The organism is Streptomyces sp. NPDC030820 (genome assembly GCF_055572075.1).
Genome location: NZ_JBVIEB010000002.1, coordinates 541,005 through 558,568, shown reverse-complemented (window position 1 = coordinate 558,568; position 17,564 = coordinate 541,005). Strand labels below are relative to the sequence as shown.

The 17,564-nt window shown below is 68.5% G+C and carries 14 protein-coding genes; 7 read left to right on the top strand and 7 right to left on the bottom strand.

Annotation, left to right across the window (positions count from 1 at the left end):
* Window positions 1-14 precede the first annotated feature (14 nt).
* A complete protein-coding gene (locus ACZ418_RS07150; protein ID WP_468358143.1) occupies window positions 15-2,153 on the top strand; it encodes a prolyl oligopeptidase family serine peptidase in 2,139 nt (712 codons plus the stop codon).
* Window positions 2,154-2,300: 147 nt separating this feature from the next.
* Here ACZ418_RS07150 and ACZ418_RS07145 read toward each other — a convergent pair whose 3' ends face one another.
* The 5 genes from ACZ418_RS07145 to ACZ418_RS07125 are packed head-to-tail and all read right to left on the bottom strand — an operon-like array spanning window position 2,301 to window position 7,865.
* Complete coding sequence (locus ACZ418_RS07145) at window positions 2,301-3,353, bottom strand: ABC transporter ATP-binding protein (RefSeq protein ID WP_468358140.1); 1,053 nt, start codon at window positions 3,351-3,353, stop codon at window positions 2,301-2,303.
* Complete coding sequence (locus ACZ418_RS07140; protein ID WP_468358919.1) at window positions 3,328-4,320, bottom strand: ABC transporter ATP-binding protein; 993 nt, start codon at window positions 4,318-4,320, stop codon at window positions 3,328-3,330. The genes ACZ418_RS07145 and ACZ418_RS07140 overlap by 26 nt, the downstream gene beginning before the upstream one ends.
* A 23-nt stretch (window positions 4,321-4,343) precedes the next feature.
* A complete protein-coding gene (locus tag ACZ418_RS07135) occupies window positions 4,344-5,324 on the bottom strand; it encodes an ABC transporter permease (RefSeq protein WP_468358137.1) in 981 nt (326 codons plus the stop codon).
* Window positions 5,317-6,240, bottom strand: coding sequence for an ABC transporter permease (locus ACZ418_RS07130; protein ID WP_468358134.1), 924 nt, complete (start codon window positions 6,238-6,240; stop codon window positions 5,317-5,319). Before ACZ418_RS07130 ends, ACZ418_RS07135 begins: the two co-directional genes overlap by 8 nt.
* A gap of 5 nt (window positions 6,241-6,245) precedes the next feature.
* Window positions 6,246-7,865, bottom strand: coding sequence for a peptide ABC transporter substrate-binding protein (locus tag ACZ418_RS07125; protein WP_468358131.1), 1,620 nt, complete (start codon window positions 7,863-7,865; stop codon window positions 6,246-6,248).
* Between the two features lie 465 nt (window positions 7,866-8,330).
* On the opposite strand from ACZ418_RS07125, the gene ACZ418_RS07120 reads away from it, so the two are divergent.
* The 6 genes from ACZ418_RS07120 to ACZ418_RS07095 all read left to right on the top strand — a co-directional run bounded on the left by ACZ418_RS07120 (window position 8,331) and on the right by ACZ418_RS07095 (window position 15,361).
* On the top strand, window positions 8,331-9,362 hold the full coding sequence (locus ACZ418_RS07120; RefSeq protein ID WP_468358128.1) for an ABC transporter permease: 1,032 nt from the start codon (window positions 8,331-8,333) through the stop codon (window positions 9,360-9,362).
* A 74-nt stretch (window positions 9,363-9,436) separates the two neighbouring features.
* Window positions 9,437-11,218, top strand: coding sequence for an ABC transporter substrate-binding protein (locus ACZ418_RS07115; RefSeq protein ID WP_468358125.1), 1,782 nt, complete (start codon window positions 9,437-9,439; stop codon window positions 11,216-11,218).
* An 82-nt stretch (window positions 11,219-11,300) separates the two neighbouring features.
* Window positions 11,301-12,281 carry an ABC transporter permease gene (locus tag ACZ418_RS07110; RefSeq protein ID WP_468358122.1) on the top strand — a complete coding sequence of 327 codons (981 nt, stop codon included), beginning with the start codon at window positions 11,301-11,303 and terminating at the stop codon, window positions 12,279-12,281.
* A gap of 12 nt (window positions 12,282-12,293) precedes the next feature.
* Window positions 12,294-13,319, top strand: coding sequence for an ABC transporter ATP-binding protein (locus ACZ418_RS07105; RefSeq protein WP_468358119.1), 1,026 nt, complete (start codon window positions 12,294-12,296; stop codon window positions 13,317-13,319).
* A 26-nt stretch (window positions 13,320-13,345) separates the two neighbouring features.
* A complete protein-coding gene (locus tag ACZ418_RS07100) occupies window positions 13,346-14,404 on the top strand; it encodes an ABC transporter ATP-binding protein (RefSeq protein WP_468358116.1) in 1,059 nt (352 codons plus the stop codon).
* Between the two features lie 216 nt (window positions 14,405-14,620).
* Window positions 14,621-15,361, top strand: a complete 741-nt coding sequence (locus ACZ418_RS07095; RefSeq protein WP_468358113.1) for a class I SAM-dependent methyltransferase — start codon at window positions 14,621-14,623, stop codon at window positions 15,359-15,361.
* On the opposite strand, the gene ACZ418_RS07090 is transcribed toward ACZ418_RS07095, so the two are convergent.
* Complete coding sequence (locus ACZ418_RS07090; protein ID WP_468358110.1) at window positions 15,358-16,479, bottom strand: ABC transporter ATP-binding protein; 1,122 nt, start codon at window positions 16,477-16,479, stop codon at window positions 15,358-15,360. The two genes, ACZ418_RS07095 and ACZ418_RS07090, sit on opposite strands and share 4 nt — an antisense overlap.
* Before the next feature lie 12 nt (window positions 16,480-16,491).
* Window positions 16,492-17,556 (bottom strand): ABC transporter ATP-binding protein, encoded by a 1,065-nt coding sequence (locus tag ACZ418_RS07085; RefSeq protein WP_468358107.1) that lies wholly within the window; start codon window positions 17,554-17,556, stop codon window positions 16,492-16,494.
* Window positions 17,557-17,564 lie beyond the last annotated feature (8 nt).

Genomic DNA, 17,564 nt, shown 5'->3' with positions numbered 1-17,564 from the left:
AATATGGTCGGGGTATGACGACCGAGTCTGACTCCTTCCCCCGTCGGCACGCCCGGACCCAGCGGTTCACGCTCGGCGCGCCGCGTGCGTTCACGGTGGCGCCCGACGGTTCGCGTGTCGCGTTCCTGCGCTCCGGCTCCGGCACCGACCGGGCCAACTCCCTGTGGGTCATGGACCTTCCGGACCGCGCCGAGCGCCTGGCGGCCGATCCCGGCGCCCTCCTCGGCGGCGCCTCCGAAGAGCTCTCGGCCGAGGAGCGGGCGCGCCGTGAGCGCAGCCGGGAGGGCGGTGCCGGCATCGTCGGCTATGCCACCGACACCGCCCTGGAGTTGGCGTCTTTCGCCTTGTCGGGGCGGCTTTTCACGGCCGAGCTGCGGGCCGGTACGGCGCGCGAACTCCGGGTTCCGGGGCCGGTGATCGACCCGCGCCCCTCCCCCGACGGCACGCACATCGCCTATGTCGCGCAGGGTGCGCTGCGGGTCGTAGGCGCCGAGGGCGAGGGCGACCGGGCGCTCGCCGAGCCGGAGCCCACCGACGGACCGGGGCGGGTCACGTACGGGCTCGCCGAGTTCATCGCGGCCGAGGAGATGGGCCGTTCGCGGGGTTTCTGGTGGGCGCCGGACGGGCGCCGGCTGCTCGTGGCGCGCGTGGACGACACGCCGGTGAAGCGGTGGTGGATCGCGGACCCGGCCCACCCGGAACGTGAGCCGATCGACATCGCCTACCCGGCCGCGGGCACGCCGAACGCGGACGTCCGGCTGTTCGTGCTCGGGCTCGACGGGGAGCGCACGGAGGTCGCGTGGGACCGGGCCCGCTACCCGTATCTGGCCCGTGTGCACTGGTCAGCGGCGGGTGCGCCGCTGTTGCTGGTACAGGCGCGGGACCAGCGCAGCCAGCTGTTCCTGGCGGTGGACCCGGACACGGGGGCCACCCGGATGGTGCACGCCGACGAAGATCCAAGTTGGCTGGAACTTTTCCCTGGAGTGCCCTGCTGGAGCCCGTCCGGGCAGCTTGTCCGGATCACGGACGAGGGCGGCGCACGGGTGCTGACGGTCGGCGAACGGCCTTTGACCGGCGGTCAGTTGCATATCCGCGCGGTGCTGGACGTGGGCGACGACGACGTGCTGGTTTCCGCCTCGGCGGGCCCGGAGGCGCAGGCGCCGGAGACCGGCGAGGTCCATGTGTACCGGGTGAACGAGCTGGGCGTGGAGCGCGTGTCGCAGGAGCCCGGGGTGCACTCGGCGGTGCGCGCCGGCGGTGTGACCGTGCTCGTGTCCGCGACACCGGACACTCCCGGCTCCCGTGTCCAGGTGCTGCGTGACGGAAAACCGGCGGCGACTGTCCGCTCGTACGCCGAAAGTCCTGGTTTCTCCCCGCGGGTGACGCTGACCCAGGGGGGCGCACGCCGAATTCCGTGCGCCGTGCTTATGCCACGGGACTACCACGGTGACACTCCCCTGCCCGTCCTCATGGACCCCTACGGCGGCCCGCACGGCCAGCGGGTGCTCGCCACGCACAACGCCCACCTCACCTCCCAGTGGTTCGCCGACCAGGGTTTCGCGGTGGTCGTGGCGGACGGACGGGGCACTCCGGGGCACTCGCCGGCCTGGGAGAAGTCGGTGCGCGACGAGCTGGCGGCCGTCGTACTCCAGGACCAGGTGGACGCGCTGCACGCGCTCGCCGGTGAGTTCCCGCTGGACCTGGACCGGGTGGCGATCCGCGGCTGGTCCTTCGGCGGCTATCTGGCGGCACTGGCGGTGCTGCGCCGCCCGGACGTCTTCCATGCGGCGGTCGTCGGCGCCCCGGTCACCGATCTGCGGCTGTACGACACCCACTACCAGGAGCGCTATCTGGGCCTGCCGGACGAGCAGCCGGAGGTCTACCGCCGCAACTCGGTGATCGACGACGCGGGCCTGGTCGGCCCGGCCGAGCCGCACCGCCCGATGATGATCATTCACGGGCTTGCGGATGACAACGTCGTCGTCGCCCATTCCCTGCGGCTGTCCTCCGCCCTGCTCGCCGCCGGCCGCCCGCACGAGGTCCTGCCGCTGTCCGGCGTGACGCACATGACCCCGCAGGAGACCGTCGCGGAGAACCTGCTGCTGCTCCAGCTGGACTTCCTCCGGCGCACCCTGCCCGACCAGGGCAAATGAACCGCGAACTGCGTTAACAAGCAGGCAACTTCACGGAAGCGGTACCGATATACGGACGCGGGAGGCTGATCAGCGTACGGCCGTGCGGGTGCCGTGTACGGGCCGGGGTGCGCCATGTCACCCCGGCCCGTTGCCGTACGCGTACCCCTACGAGTCCTCCGCCGGAACCACCTGCTTCTCCTCCGCGAAGTGACAGGCCGAGGCGTGGGCCGCCGGGCCGGAGGTGTCGCGGAAGACGGCCGGGACCGCCAGGGCCGGCACCTCCCGGGCGCAGCGCTCCTGTGCCTTCCAGCAGCGGGTGCGGAAGCGGCAGCCGGAGGGGATGTTCGTCGGCGACGGCACGTCTCCGCTGAGCATGATCCGCTCGCGCTGCTCCCGGGCCGCGGGATCCGGGACCGGGACCGCCGAGAGGAGGGCCTGGGTGTAGGGGTGGGTGGGGTGGTCGTAGATCTCGGTGTCGGTGCCGATCTCCACGATCCGCCCGAGGTACATCACACCCACCCGGTCGGAGATGTGCCGGACGATGGACAGGTCGTGCGCGATGAAGACGTAGGAGAGCTCGAACTCCGACTGGAGGCGGTCCAGGAGGTTGATGACCTGGGCCTGGATGGAGACGTCGAGGGCGGAGACCGGTTCGTCGGCGACGATGACCTCCGGGTGCAGCGCCAGTCCCCGTGCGATGCCGATGCGTTGGCGCTGGCCGCCGGAGAACTGGTGCGGGTAGCGGTTGACGTACTCCGGATCGAGACCGACCACGTCCAGGAGTTCCTGGACCCTGCGGCGGCGGTCGCCCTTGGGCGCGACCTCGGGGTGGATGTCGTAGGGCTCGCCGATGATGTCGCCGACCGTCATGCGGGGGTTGAGGGAGGTGTACGGGTCCTGGAAGACCATTTGGATGTTGCGGCGTACGGCCTTCAGGGCCTTTCCGGACAGCTTGGTGATGTCCTCGCCCTTGAACCTGATGGAGCCGGCCGTGGGGCGCTCGAGGCTGCAGAGCATCTTGGCGAGCGTGGACTTGCCGCAGCCCGACTCGCCGACGATGCCGAGGGTTTCGCCCTTGCCGAGGGTGAAGTCGACGCCGTCGACGGCCTTGACCGCGCCGATCTGCCTCTTGAAGAGGATGCCCCGGGTGAGGGGGTAGTGCTTGACGAGTCCGGTCACTTCGAGGATGGGCTCAGTGCTCGCGGTCGTCGACGTCATCGAGGCACTCCCTCCAGAAGTGGCAGGCGCTGCCGCGGGTGCCGGAGACCTCGTACAGCGGGGGTTCGTCGGTGCGGCAGACGTCCCGGGCGAGCGGGCATCGCGGGTGGAAGGAGCAGCCCGGAGGGATGTGCATCAGGTTCGGCGGCAGGCCCTTGATGGCGTACAGCTGCTGTCCCTTCTGGTCCAGGCGCGGGATGGAGTCCAGCAGGCCGCGGGTGTAGGGGTGGGCCGGCGCCTTGTAGATGTCACGGACGGGTGCGGACTCGACGATCTTCCCGGCGTACATGACCGCGATCCGGTCGGCGACGTCCGCGACGACGCCCAGATCATGGGTGATCAGGATCAGCCCCATGTGGTACTCGCGCTGCAGCTCCGCCAGCAGGTCCATGACCTGGGCCTGCACGGTGACGTCGAGGGCGGTGGTGGGTTCGTCGGCGATGATGAGTGCCGGTTCCAGGGCCAGCGCCATGGCGATCATGATGCGCTGGCGCATACCGCCGGAGAACTGGTGGGGGTAGTCCCGCACGCGCTGGGCGGCGGCCGGAATGCGCACCCGTTCCATCAGCTCGACGGCCTTGCCCCGGGCGTCCTTCTTGGACATCCCGCGGTGCACGACGAACATCTCGCCGAGCTGGTCCCCCACGGAGAGCACCGGGTTGAGCGCCGACAGTGCGTCCTGGAAGATCATCGCCATCCTGGCGCCGCGGATCCTCCTGCGCTCCTCTTCCTTCAGTGTGAGCAGATCCCGTCCCTGGAACAGGATCCGACCGCCCGTGACCTTGCCCGGCGGGGTGTCGAGGATCCCCATCACGGCCTGCGCGGTCACCGACTTGCCCGACCCGGACTCGCCGAGCACGGCCAGGGTCTCCCCCGCGTCCACCTCGTAGCTCACCCCGTTGACGGCATGCGCGATCCCGTCCCGGGTCCGGAACTCCACCCGCAGGTCCCGCACTTCGAGCAGCACGCCGCCATCGCCTCGCACGGCCGTCACCTCAACTTCGGATCGAGGGCGTCGCGGACCGCGTCGCCGAGCATGATGAAGGCCAGGACCGTGATGGCCAGGGCGCCCGAGGGCCACAGGAGGGCGTGGGGGGCGTTGCGGATGTAGGGGGAGGCGGCGGAGATGTCGATGCCCCAGGAGACGCTGGGTGGTTTCAGGCCCACGCCGAGGTACGACAGGGTCGCCTCCAGGGCGATGTAGGTGCCCAGCGCGATGGTCGCCACCACGATCACCGGCGCCACGGCGTTCGGTGCGATGTGGCGCAGCAGGATGCGGGAGTCGGAGGCGCCGAGGGCGCGGGCGGCCTGGACGTAGTCGTTCTGCTTGGCGGTGATGACCGAGCCGCGGGCGATGCGGCCGATCTGCGGCCAGCCGAGCAGGACCATGAAGCCGATGACCGGCCAGACCGTGTTGCTGGTCACCACCGACAGGAGGACCAGACCGCCCAGGACGACCGGGATGGCGAAGAAGATGTCGGTGATCCGGGACAGGATCGAGTCCCAGACACCGCCGAAGTACCCGGCCAGGGCCCCCAGGACCGATCCGAGGACGCCCACCCCGAGCGTCGCCAGCACGCCCACCGTGACGGACGTACGGGCGCCGTACACCGTGCGCGTGTAGACGTTGCAGCCCTGGCCGTCGTACCCGAAGGGCGCGCCCGGGCCCGGGCCGTCCTGGGCCTTGGCGAGGTCGCAGGTGAGGGGGCTGCCGGAGGCGATCGCCGAGGGCCAGACGGAGATGAGGACCAGGAAGAGGATCACCACGGCGGAGATCAGGAAGACCGGGTTGCGGCGCAGGTCCCGCCAGGCGTCGGACCACAGGGAACGTGGCTTGCCCGCCGGGCCCGTGCCCTCGGGTCCCCCCGGCGTCCGCTCCAGCGTGGCGGCCTCGCTCGCGCCCAGGTCCATCGCGCCTCCCATGCCGGTTCCGGCGATCGCGCCCTCGGGCTCGTACGGCTGCTCAGGCATAGCGGATCCTCGGGTCGAGCACGGCGTACAGGAGGTCGACGAGGAGGTTGGCGACGAGGAAGACGAGGACGAGGACGGTCACGAAACCGACGACCGTCTGCGTGTTCTGGCGCAGGATGCCCTGGTAGAGCTGGAAGCCGACGCCATGGATGTTGAAGATCCGCTCGGTGACGATCGCGCCGCCCATCAGCGCGCCGATGTCGGCTCCGATGAAGGTGACCACGGGGATCAGCGAGTTGCGCAGCAGATGACGGACGACGACCCGGCGCCGGGGCAGGCCCTTGGCGACCGCCGTACGGACGTAGTCGGCCCGCTTGTTCTCCGCGATGGAGGTCCGGGTCAGCCGGGTGACGTAGGCCAGGGAGACGGAGGCGAGGACCAGACCGGGCACGATCAGCTCGCCGAAGGTCGCGTACGCCGAGACGGACGGTCTGATCCAGCCCCACTGGACGCCGAGCAGCAGCTGGAGCAGCAGACCGGTGACGAAGGTGGGGACCGAGATCACCACGAGAGTGGCCAGCAGCACCCCGGTGTCGACGGGCCGGCCGCGCCGCATGCCCGTGAGCACGCCCAGCGTCACACCGACGACGATCTCGAAGAGGATGGCGACGATGGTGAGCCGGATGGTGACGGGGAACGCCGTTCCCATCAGCTCGGTGACCTTCTGGCCGTTGAACGCCGTACCGAAGTCGCCGGTGAACAGGTGCCCCATGTAGGTGAGGTACTGCTGCCAGAGCGGCTTGTCCAAGCCGAACTCCCGCTTGAGCTGGGCGGCCGTCGCGGGATCGCAGGCCCGTTCGCCGCACAGTCCGGCGATGGGGTCGCCCATCACGTTGACCATGAGGAAGATCAGCAGGGTGGAGCCGATGAACACGGGGATCATCTGGAGCAGCCGCCGCGCGACATAGCGCCCCATGTCGCTCAGCCCACCTTGATCTCGTTGTAGACCGGCACGCTGAAGGGGTTGAGCGTCACGTGGGAGAGCCGGGAGGTGTAGCCGGCGCTGCCGTTCTGGTACCAGAGCGGGATGGCCGCCATGTTGTCGCGGACGACTCCCTCGGCCTGCTGGAACAGCCGGATGGCCGTGGCCTGTCCGGTCTCGGCGTTGGCCCGGTCGACGAGGCGGTCGAACTGCTTGTTCGACCACTTGCCGTCGTTGGAGGAGGCGCCCGTGTAGTACAGCGGCTGCAGGAAGTTCTGGATCAACGGGTAGTCCATCTGCCAGCCGGCCCGGAAGGGGCCGGTCATCTTGTGCTGCCCGATCTGGTTGCGGAAGTCGGCGAAGGTGCCGACCGGGTTGCCCACGCAGGCCTTGTTGTTGCCGAGGGCGTTGTTGACGGAGTTGCACACGGCGTCCACCCATTGCTTGTGCGAGCCGCTGTCCGCGTTGTAGGTGATCTTCAGCTGGCCACCGGGGATCCCGCCGCCCTCCTGGATGAGCTTCCTGGCCTGCACCGGGTCGTAGTCGCAGGCGTGGCCGCAGAGCCCGGGCTTGTAGCCGCCGGCCGCGCCGAGGACGGGGGAGGTCCAGTCGGTGGCGGGGGTGCGGGTGTTACGGAAGATGGTCTCGGTGATCTGCTTGCGGTTGATCGCCATGGACAGGCCGGTGCGGACCTTGCGCGCCCCGGGGGTGTTCCACTTCGGGTCGTAGTACGGGAAGGCGAGGGTCTGCAGGATGCCGGCCGGGGTGTTGATGTAGCGGCCGTTCAGGTCGGTCTTGACGTTCTTGAGCTGGGTGGAGGGCACGTCGTCGACCAGGTCGAGGTTGCCGGCCAGCACGTCGGTGTAGGCCGTGTTGTTGTCGGTGTACACCAGGAGGGTCACGCCGACGTTCCGCGCCGGGTCGGGGCCGGGGTAGCCGTCCCACTTCTTCAGGTTCATGGCCGAGCCCCTGGTGTACGACTCGATCCGGTAGGGCCCGTTGCCCACCGGCTTCTTCAGCCAGGCGGCGTGGTCGGTGAAGAAGGTGCGGGGCAGCGGGTCGAAGGCCGCGTAGCCCAGGGTGTCGGGGAAGCTGGAGAACTTCTGGCCCAGCCGGACGGTGAAGGTGTGGTCGTCGATCACTTTCAGTCCGGACAGGGTGTCGGCCCTCTGGGCGCCGCTGTCGGGGTGGACCTTGTCGTATCCGGCGATGTAGGCGAAGAAGTAGGCGTTCTTCTGGTTGTTCCTCAGGCTCGCCCCGTAGTTCCAGGCGTCCACGAAGGAGCGGGCGGTCACCTTCTCGCCGTCGGAGAAGGTCCAGCCCTTCTTCAGCTTGATCGTGAAGTTCTGCGAGTCCCTGGTGTCGATGGAGGCGGCGAGCCAGTTCTGGGCCTTGCCGGTCTTCGGGTCGTACTTCTTCAGGCCCCGGAAGATCATGTCGAGGACCTTGCCGCCCTGCACCTCGTTGGTGTTGGCGGGCTCGAGCGGGTTCTGCGGGTCGCCCCAGGAGGAGGTCAGCACCCCGGCGCCGCCGAAGCCGCTCGCGCCACCGCACGCGGTGGCCAGGAGCCCGGCGGCGATCACACAGGCGGCCCATCGGGCGTGCCTGATACCCCGCATGGCTGCCTCCTCCGCGAGCACAGATCCGATACCGGTCAATATCGGCTCATACGATCACATGCCGCACGCCGACCGCCGGATTGAGGGGCCGTCAGCGGCACGCGTCAGCCGAAAGCAGGCAGCGACCTGGAGCGCCCGGACGATCCCGGGGGGCAGCGCAACAGATCTTCGCGCAACGATGCCGAAACGTTGGATTAGGACGTGTCGATGTACGCATTTCGACACACCACCGTCCGCATATCGAACTCATCGCCCGATTGGCCCTATTGGCCCGATGTGAAGCACGGATTGATTACGGCGTGCTACCCGCGTAGCTACGGAATGATCAAGTACGGGTAAAGAACGCAAAGACGCAACCAAGGCGATCGAGAATTTATTGACCCTGCATGAATTGCGTTGAAAAAGTCCGGCGTAGCCCGTAGGGGAGCGCCCTGCGGAGCCTTGACCCACAAGGCACGGAGCATCATGACCACCCCCGCATCCCCTTCCCCGGCCGCCGCACTCGAGGTGACCGAAGAAGACAGCGCCGCATCGGCGAAGCCCGGCAACCCGAAGGGCACCGAGAGCCGCTCTCCGGGACGGCTGGCCTGGACCCGCTTCAAGCGGGACCGGACGGGCGTCATATCCGCCTTCGTGGTGATCTCCTTCTTCGTCGTCGGCATCGCCGCACCGCTGATCGCCAAGGTGTACGGGAAGGATCCGTACACCACGTACGGCATGAACATCCCGGGCCTGTTCAACGAGTTCAACTACCCGATCAAGCCCAACGGCGGCATCAGCTCCGACTTCTGGCTCGGCATCGAGCCGCAGCTCGGCCGGGACGTCCTCACGTTCCTGCTCTACGGCATCCGCAACTCGCTGCTGATCGCGACCGCCGCCGCACTGCTGACGACCCTGCTCGGTGTCGTCATCGGCATCACCGCCGGCTACCTCGGCGGCAAGACCGACTACCTCGTCGGACGCGTCATCGACATCCTGCTGGCGTTCCCGCAGACGCTGTTCTTCATCGCCTTCTGGCCCGTGGTCATGGCGATCTTCGTCCCGCCGACGGACAACACTCCTGTCTGGCTGACCGTCACCAGCCTCATCCTCGTGATGACGGCCTTCGGCTGGGCCTCCATCGCGCGTCTGCTGCGCGGTGAGGTGCTCGCCCTGCGCGAGCGCGAGTTCGTGGAGGCGGCCAAGGTCACCGGCGCCTCCCCGGCCCGGATCATCTTCAAGGAGCTCCTGCCCAACCTGTGGACGCCGATCCTGATCCAGGCGACGCTCCTCCTCCCGACCTACGTCACCGCGGAAGCGGGGCTCGCCTTCCTCGGCGTCGGTCTCCAGGATCCGACCCCCGACTGGGGCGTGATGATCCAGAACGGCGCCAAGTACTACCAGGACGACATCACCTTCATGCTCTTCCCGGGCCTGGCCATGGTGATCTTCGTCGTCGCCTTCAACCTCCTCGGCGACTCGGTCCGCGACGCCCTGGACCCGAAGACCAAGCGCTGAGTTCCTCCCGGCCCGGGCGACGGGGCCCGGCCGGGATCAAGCACCACTTGTCATCCACTACGAACGGGTCAGCCATGTCTCTCTCCCGCAGAAACTTCGTCATCGCCACCTCTGTCGCGGCCGCGGGCTCGACGCTGCTGTCCGCGTGCAGCAGCGGCGGCGGGGGCGGCAACGGCACCCCGAGCGCCGGCGCCACGTCCTACACGGGCGCCAAGGTCACCATCGGCACGAAGGCCGACTCCACCGGCCCGGCCCCCGAGATCGCCGGCGCGAAGAAGGGCGGCACGATCTACGGCCTCGCGCCCGACGACTTCTCGCACCTCGACCCGCAGCGCATCTACTACGCGTACAACTCCACGGTCGCGCTGCTCCTGCACCGCTGCCTGACCGGTTACAAGATCGACTCCTCCGGTCACCAGAAGCTCGTCGGTGACTTGGCCACCGACACCGGTACCGCCTCCAAGGACAACAAGACCTGGACCTTCACGCTGAAGGAGGGTCTGAAGTGGGAGGACGGCAGCGAGCTGACCGTCGAGGACGTGCGCCACGGCATCGAGCGGCTGTGGGCCCCGTTCATCACCGAGTCCGGCACCTACGTCCAGATGGCGCTGACCGGCAAGGGCGCCAAGTGGCGTGACGCCTACGAGGGTCCGTACAAGGGCAAGCACCTGGACTCGATCGTCACCGACAAGGCCAAGCGGACCATCACCTTCCACCTGGCCGAGCCGAAGCCGGACTTCAACTTCACCCTGGCGATGCACTCGTACGCCGCCACCTCCGTGAAGCTGGACACCAAGGAGAAGTACGACAAGAAGCCGGCCGCCTGCGGTCCGTACAAGATCAAGGCGCACACCACCGACAAGTCGATGGTGCTGATCCGCAACAAGTACTGGGACCCGGCCACGGACTCGATCCGCAACGCCTACCCGGACGGCTTCGAGTTCGACTTCGGCGTCGAGACCCTCGAGAGCACCGACCGCCTGATCGCCGACCAGGGCAACGACCAGTACGCCGTGTCGATCTACAAGGGCGTGCCGGCCGAGCGCATCCAGAAGGTCCTCACCGACCCGCAGCTGAAGAAGCGCACCTTCAACGGCCTGCTGACCGGCACCTACTACTACGCGATCAACACCAAGCGCGTCACCGACCTGAAGGTCCGCCAGGCCCTCATCCACGCCTGGCCGCTGCAGCAGATCCGGCAGATCTACGGCGGCCCGTCCGCCGGTGACATCGCCACCTCGATCCTCAGCCCCGACATCATCGGCTACGAGAAGTACGACCTCTACGGCAAGCTGCAGAAGCCGCAGGGCGACCCGGCCAAGGCCAAGGCGCTGCTGAAGGAGGCCGGCAAGGAGGGCGTGAAGGTCGTCTACGCCTTCCCGCAGGACCCGACCTACCTCAAGACCAAGGTCGTCATCGAGAACGCGCTGAAGGCGGCCGGCTTCACGCCGGTCATGAAGCCGATCGACTCCACGTCGTACTACGACCAGATCCAGCAGATCAACAACACCTTCGACGTGATGTGGTTCGGCTGGTCCCCGGACTGGCCGACCGCCTACACGATGATCGAGCCGCTGTTCGACGGCGCTGCCATCGGCAACGGCCAGAACAACGTGTCGCAGACCAACATCAGCTGGATCAACGACGCGATCAAGAAGAACGCCGTGATCGCGGACCAGACCGAAGCCGGCAAGGCCTGGGCGGCGCTGGACAAGAAGATCATGCAGGAGGTGGCGCCGATCATCCCCGAGACGTTCACCCGCCGCTTCTACGTGTACGGCTCGAAGGTGGGCGGTGCCCAGTTCGACCCGAACTTCTCCGCGACCCTGCTGTACAAGACCTTCGTGAAGGCCTGACGTACGAACCCCGGCGGGGCGGCCCCAGTGCCGCCCCGCCCGTCTCACCCCCTACGGCATCCGTCAGGAAAACCCAACTGCCATGCTCCGCTTCCTCATCCGCCGGACCCTCGGCGCCGCTGTGATCCTGTTGATCATCAGCGCCCTGGTGTTCGTCCTGTTCTACGCCGCTCCGCGCGACCCCGCCCGCCTCGCGTGCGGCAAGGTCTGCACGCCCGAGACCCTGGCCCTGGTGAAGAAGAACCTCGGGATCGACCACTCGCTCCCCGTGCAGTACTGGGACTGGCTCAAGGGCCTGTTCGTGGGGCGTGACTACAGCTCCTTCGGGCACTGCGACGCGCCGTGCCTCGGCTACTCGTTCCAGAACCGCGAGCCGGTCCTGGGCACCATCGGGGACCGCTTCCCGGCCACGATCTCGCTGGCCCTGGGCAGCTCGGTGGTCTTCCTCCTGTTCGGTGTCGGCACCGGCATGCTGGCCGCCGTGAAGCAGGGCAAGGCGCTCGACAAGATCGCCAGCTCCGCGTCGCTGATCGCGTCCTCGATGCAGATCTACGTCGTCGGCGTCTTCGCCACGTACCTCTTCGTGGACCAGTTGCACCTGCTGGACCGGGCCAACTACACGCCGTTCACCGACAACCCGGGCAAGTGGTTCACGGGCCTGCTGGTGCCGTGGCTGGTGCTGTCGCTGATCTTCACCGCCAACTACACCCGTATGACGCGATCCCAGATGGTCGAGTCACTCAGCGAGGACTACGTCCGCACGGCCCGCGCCAAGGGCCTGTCCCGCAGGACGGTGTTCTTCCGCTTCGCCTGGCGCGGCGCGATGGGCCCGATCATCACCATCTTCGGCCTCGACCTCGGCACGCTGCTCGGCGGCGCGATCATCACGGAGTCGACCTTCAGCATTCAGGGCATAGGCAAGCTGTCGGTGAAGGCGGTCAGCACCAACGACCTGCCGATGCTGCTCGGCGTCGTCCTGGTCGCCGCGGCTGCGATCGTCGTCTTCAACATCATCGTCGACGCCGTGTACGCCCTCATCGACCCGCGCGTGCGCCTCGCATAAGGAGAGAGACCCGTGAGCACCCCCTTCCTCTCCCTGCGCGACCTGCGCGTCCACTTCTCCACCGAAGACGGTGTCGTCAAGGCGGTCGACGGGCTGTCGTTCGACCTGGAGAAGGGCAAGACCCTCGGTATCGTCGGCGAGTCCGGCTCCGGCAAGTCCGTCACCAACATGGCGATCCTGGGTCTGCACGACCCACGGAACACCACGATGGACGGCGAGATCCTGCTCGACGGCAAGGAGCTGATCAGCGCCACTGAGGCCGAGCTGGAGAAGCTGCGCGGCAACAAGATGTCCATGATCTTCCAGGACGCGCTGGCCTCGCTCTCGCCGTACCACACCATCGGTGCACAGATCGCGGAGACGTACCGCAAGCACACCGGCTGCTCCAAGAAGGAAGCCCGGGCCCGTGCGATCGAGATGCTGCGCCGCGTCGGCATCCCTCAGCCGGACGTCCGCGTGGACGACTACCCGCACCAGTTCTCCGGCGGTATGCGCCAGCGCGCGATGATCGCCATGGCGCTGGTCTGCGACCCCGAGCTGCTGATCGCCGACGAGCCGACCACGGCCCTCGACGTGACGGTCCAGGCCCAGATCATGGACCTGCTCAAGGACCTCCAGCAGGAGTTCGGCACCGCGATCATCTTCATCACGCACGACCTGGGCGTCATCGCCGACATCGCGGACGACGTGCTGGTGATGTACGGCGGCCGGTGCGTGGAGCGCGGCACCAAGAAGCAGGTGCTGAGCGCCCCGGACCACCCCTACACCCTGGGCCTGCTGAACTCGATGCCGAGCCTGGACGGCCCGGTCGACGTGCCGCTCTCCCCCATCCCCGGCTCCCCGCCCTCGCTGCTCAACCCGCCCTCCGGCTGCCGCTTCCACCCGCGCTGCGCGTTCGCCGAGAAGGTCGCCGACGGCCTGTGCTCGACCGAGCGCCCGAAGCTGGAGGTGGCCGAGGGCCGAGGTTCCGCCTGCCACCTGTCCCAGGAGCAGAAGCAGGAACTCTTCGCCGACTTCGCCACAACCCGGCACAACTGACGGACAGCAGACGGGACTTCACGACCATGAGCAACACGAACCCCCTCCTGGACGTCTCCGGGCTCACCAAGCACTTCCCGATCAAGGGCGGCTTCCCGATCCGCCGTACGGTGGGCGCGGTGCAGGCCGTGGACGGGCTGGACTTCCAGGTCGGCGAGGGCGAGAGCCTGGGCCTCGTCGGTGAGTCCGGCTGTGGCAAGTCGACCACCGGCCGGCTGATCACCCGCCTGCTGGAGCCGACCGGCGGCAAGATCACCTACCGCGGGCAGGACATCACGCACGCGGGCCGCAGGGACCTGGCGCCGATCCGCTCCGAGATCCAGATGATCTTCCAGGACCCGTACGCCTCGCTGAACCCGCGGCAGACGGTCGGCAAGATCATCTCGGGTCCGATGGAGATCAACGACATCAACCCGGCCGGCGGCCGCGAGAAGCGGGTCCGCGAGCTGCTGGAGATCGTCGGCCTCAACCCCGAGCACTACAACCGCTTCCCGCACGAGTTCTCCGGCGGTCAGCGCCAGCGCATCGGCGTGGCCCGCGCGCTCGCCCTGGAGCCGAAGCTGATCGTGGCGGACGAGCCGGTCTCCGCGCTCGACGTCTCCATCCAGGCCCAGGTCGTGAACCTGCTGCAGAAGGTGCAGAGGGAACTCGGCATCGCGTTCGTCTTCATCGCCCACGACCTCGCGATCGTCCGGCACTTCTCGCAGCGCGTCGCGGTGATGTACCTCGGCAAGATCGTCGAGATCGCCGACCGCGACGACCTGTACGGCAACCCGCGCCACCCCTACACCCGGGCGCTGCTCTCCGCCGTACCCGAGGCGACGGTGGACGAGGAGCCGCGCGAGCGCATCCGCCTGGTCGGCGACGTGCCCTCCCCGATCAACCCGCCCTCCGGCTGCCGCTTCCGCACCCGCTGCTGGAAGGCGACGGAGAAGTGCGCGTCGGAGGCCCCGCCGCTGGTGCAGGCGGAGGGCAACAAGCCCGGCCATCTCACGGCGTGCCACTATCCTGAGACGCAGGAGACGATCTCCGCACCGCGTGCCTCCCAGGACCGTCTCTCCAAGGACCCCGAGGCGGCGGCCTGACACACCCCTTTTCGTCAGCCGCCCCTTGCGGAACGGACTTTCACCGGCCCATTGACCCGAGCCCTGAACGTCCGCTTCCAGGGGACGAAGGCCCGTGCCTCCCCAGGCGCGGGCCTTCTTCGTACAACGGGCTTGCCTCGACCGGAAATTGAGAGTCGCTCAAGAAGTGCACCGGAACCTGACGCGCCGTTCAACATCATGTGTCAGACTGCGGCGGTGGTAGATCATGTCTTTACCGATCTCACGCTCGCCGCGCTCTATGACCGCCTCAACCCCTGGCGGCCGGGCGACGACTTCTACCTCGGTCTGGTGCGGGAGGCCCGTTCGGTGCTGGACATCGGGTGCGGCACCGGGCAGTTGCTGCGGCGGGCACGGACCGAGGGGCACCGAGGCCGGCTGATGGGGCTCGATCCGGCGCCCGCCATGCTCGTACGGGCGCGGCGGGCCCGGCCGGACGTCGAGTGGGTGCTCGGGGACATGCGCACCCGGCTGTGGCACGGGGAGTTCGACCTCGTCGTCATGACCGGGCACGCCTTCCAGGAGCTGGTCGGGGACGAGGAGATCCGGCACTGTCTGCGCGGGGCCCGGGCGGCCCTCGGCGACGGTGGGCGGTTCGTCTTCGAGACCCGCAACCCTGCCGCCCGCCCGTGGGAGCGCTGGACCCCGGACCGGGTGTACGAGATCACCGCCGAGGACGGGAAACCGGTGCGGGTGTGGCACGAGGTGCAGAGTGACGGCCTGGTCGACGGCCGCGTGCGGTTCACCGAGACCTACGACAGCGATGCGTGGCCGGCCCCGCAGGTCTGCCACAGCGTTCTTCGCTTCCTGGACGAGGAGTCCCTGGAGGGCTTTCTCGCCGAGGCCGGGCTGAGGGTCGTGGAGCAGTACGGCGACTGGGGGCGGGGGCCGGTCACCCCCGCCAGTCCTGAGATCATCACCGTGGCCCGGGCGGCCTAGGCCCTGTCGTCCTCCTCCAGCGCCGCCAGCGCCGGGTCCAGCACGATGTCCTCGTCCCGGGCCTCGGTCGTCGGTTCCTCCGGGAAGTGGCAGGCCGTCAGGTGGCCGTCCCGGTTGCCGGAGATCTGGACCAGCGGCGGCTCCTCGGTCGCGCACTTGTCCTGCGCCTTCCAGCAGCGGGTGCGGAAGCGGCAGCCGGAGGGCGGGGAGATGGGGGACGGCACATCACCGGCCAGGCGGATGCGCTCGCGCCCGCCCGAGTCCTCGTCCGACAGGTTCACCTCGGGAACCGCGGACAGCAGGGCGTGCGTGTACGGGTGGCGCGGCCGGGTGTAGATGGAATCGCGGTCACCGACTTCGATGATCTTGCCGAGGTACATGACCGCCACCCGGTGCGAGAAATGGCGGACGACGGCCAGGTCGTGGGCGATGAACACGAACGCGATGCCCAGTTCCCTCTGGACCTCCTGGAGCAGGTTCACGACCTGGGCCTGGATGGAGACGTCGAGCGCGGAGACCGGCTCGTCCGCCACGATCAGCTTCGGCTCCAGGGCGAGCGCGCGGGCCACGCCGATGCGCTGGCGCTGACCGCCGGAGAACTCGTGCGGGAAGCGGTTGTAGTGCTCCGGGTTCAGGCCGACGATCTCCAGGAGTTCACGGACCCGCTTCTCCCGGCCGCCCTCCGGCTCGATCCCGTTGATCTCCATCGGACCCGAGATGATCTTGCCGACCGTCTGCCGCGGGTTCAGCGACGAGTACGGGTCCTGGAAGATCATCTGGATCTCGGAGCGGATCGGGGCGAGCTGCCCCCGCGTGGCGTGGCTGATGTCCTGCCCGCGGTAGGTGATCGTGCCGCTCGTCGGCTCCAGCAGACGGGTGATCAGCCGGCCCGTGGTCGACTTGCCGCAGCCCGATTCGCCGACCAGGCCGAAGCTCTCCCCCGCGTGCACGGTGATGTCGACGCCGTCCACGGCCTGCACCGCGCCGATCGTGCGGCGGATCGGGAAGCCGCCCTTGACGGGGAAGTGCTTGGTCAGGCCGGAGACCTCCAGCAGCGGCTCGCCGTCCATGGCGGCGCTCTTGTCTCGCGGGGCCGGGAGAACCATGTCCTCAGTCATGCCGATGTCCTCCTAGCCCAGACGGGGCTTGATCTCTTCGATGAAGATGGTCCGCTTCTGCTCCGCCGTGAGATGGCACGCGGAGGCCCGGTCCGGCGCCAGCAGCGGACGCTCGCGCACACAGCGGCCCGCGCCCTCGACCCGCTCCTGGAAGGTGCAGCGGGGGTGGAAGCGGCAGCCGGACGGCGGGTTGAGCAGCGAGGGCGGGGTGCCGGGGATCGGGGTGAGCTGGGCGCCGAGGTCGGAGTCCAGCCGCGGCATCGAGTTCAGCAGGCCCCAGGTGTACGGGTGCCGGGGCGAGCGCAGCACCTCTTGGGCGGTGCCCCGCTCCACCGCGCCGCCCGCGTACATGACCATGATGTCGTCGGCCATGTCGGCGATCACCCCCAGGTCGTGGGTGATGAAGATGATGCCGGATCCGAACTCCTGTTGCAGGTCCTTGAGCAGATCGAGGATCTGCGCCTGGACCGTCACGTCCAGGGCGGTGGTCGGCTCGTCGGCGATCAGCAGGTCGGGGTCGCAGACCAGGGCCATGGCGATCATGGCGCGCTGGCGCATACCGCCGGAGAACTGGTGCGGGTAGTCCTTCGCCCGCGCGCCGGGGTTGGGGATGCCGACCTTGCCGAGCATCTCCACGGCGCGTTCCCAGGCGTCCTTCTTGGAGGCGCCGGTGTGCTTCCGGTACGGCTCGGCGATCTGCCGGCCGACCGTGTAGTAGGGGGAGAGCGCGGTGAGCGGGTCCTGGAAGATCATGGCGACCTTGTTGCCGCGCAGCTTCTCCAGCTCGGACTCCCGGGCCGTGGTCAACTCCCGCCCGTCCAGCAGGATCTCGCCCTCGACCGTGGTGAACATGGGGTTGTGCAGGCCGAGGATGGTCAGGTTGGTCACCGACTTGCCCGAGCCGGACTCGCCCACGATGCCGAGCGTCCTGCCGCGCTCCAGATCGAAGGAGAGCCCGTCCACGGCCCGTACGACGCCGTCCTCGGTCTTGAAGCTGACGTGCAGGTCCCGTACGGACAGCAGGGTGCCCGTGCCGGCCGGGACCGGAGCACCGGCTTCCTTGGTCAGAGTGGTCACGACAGTGC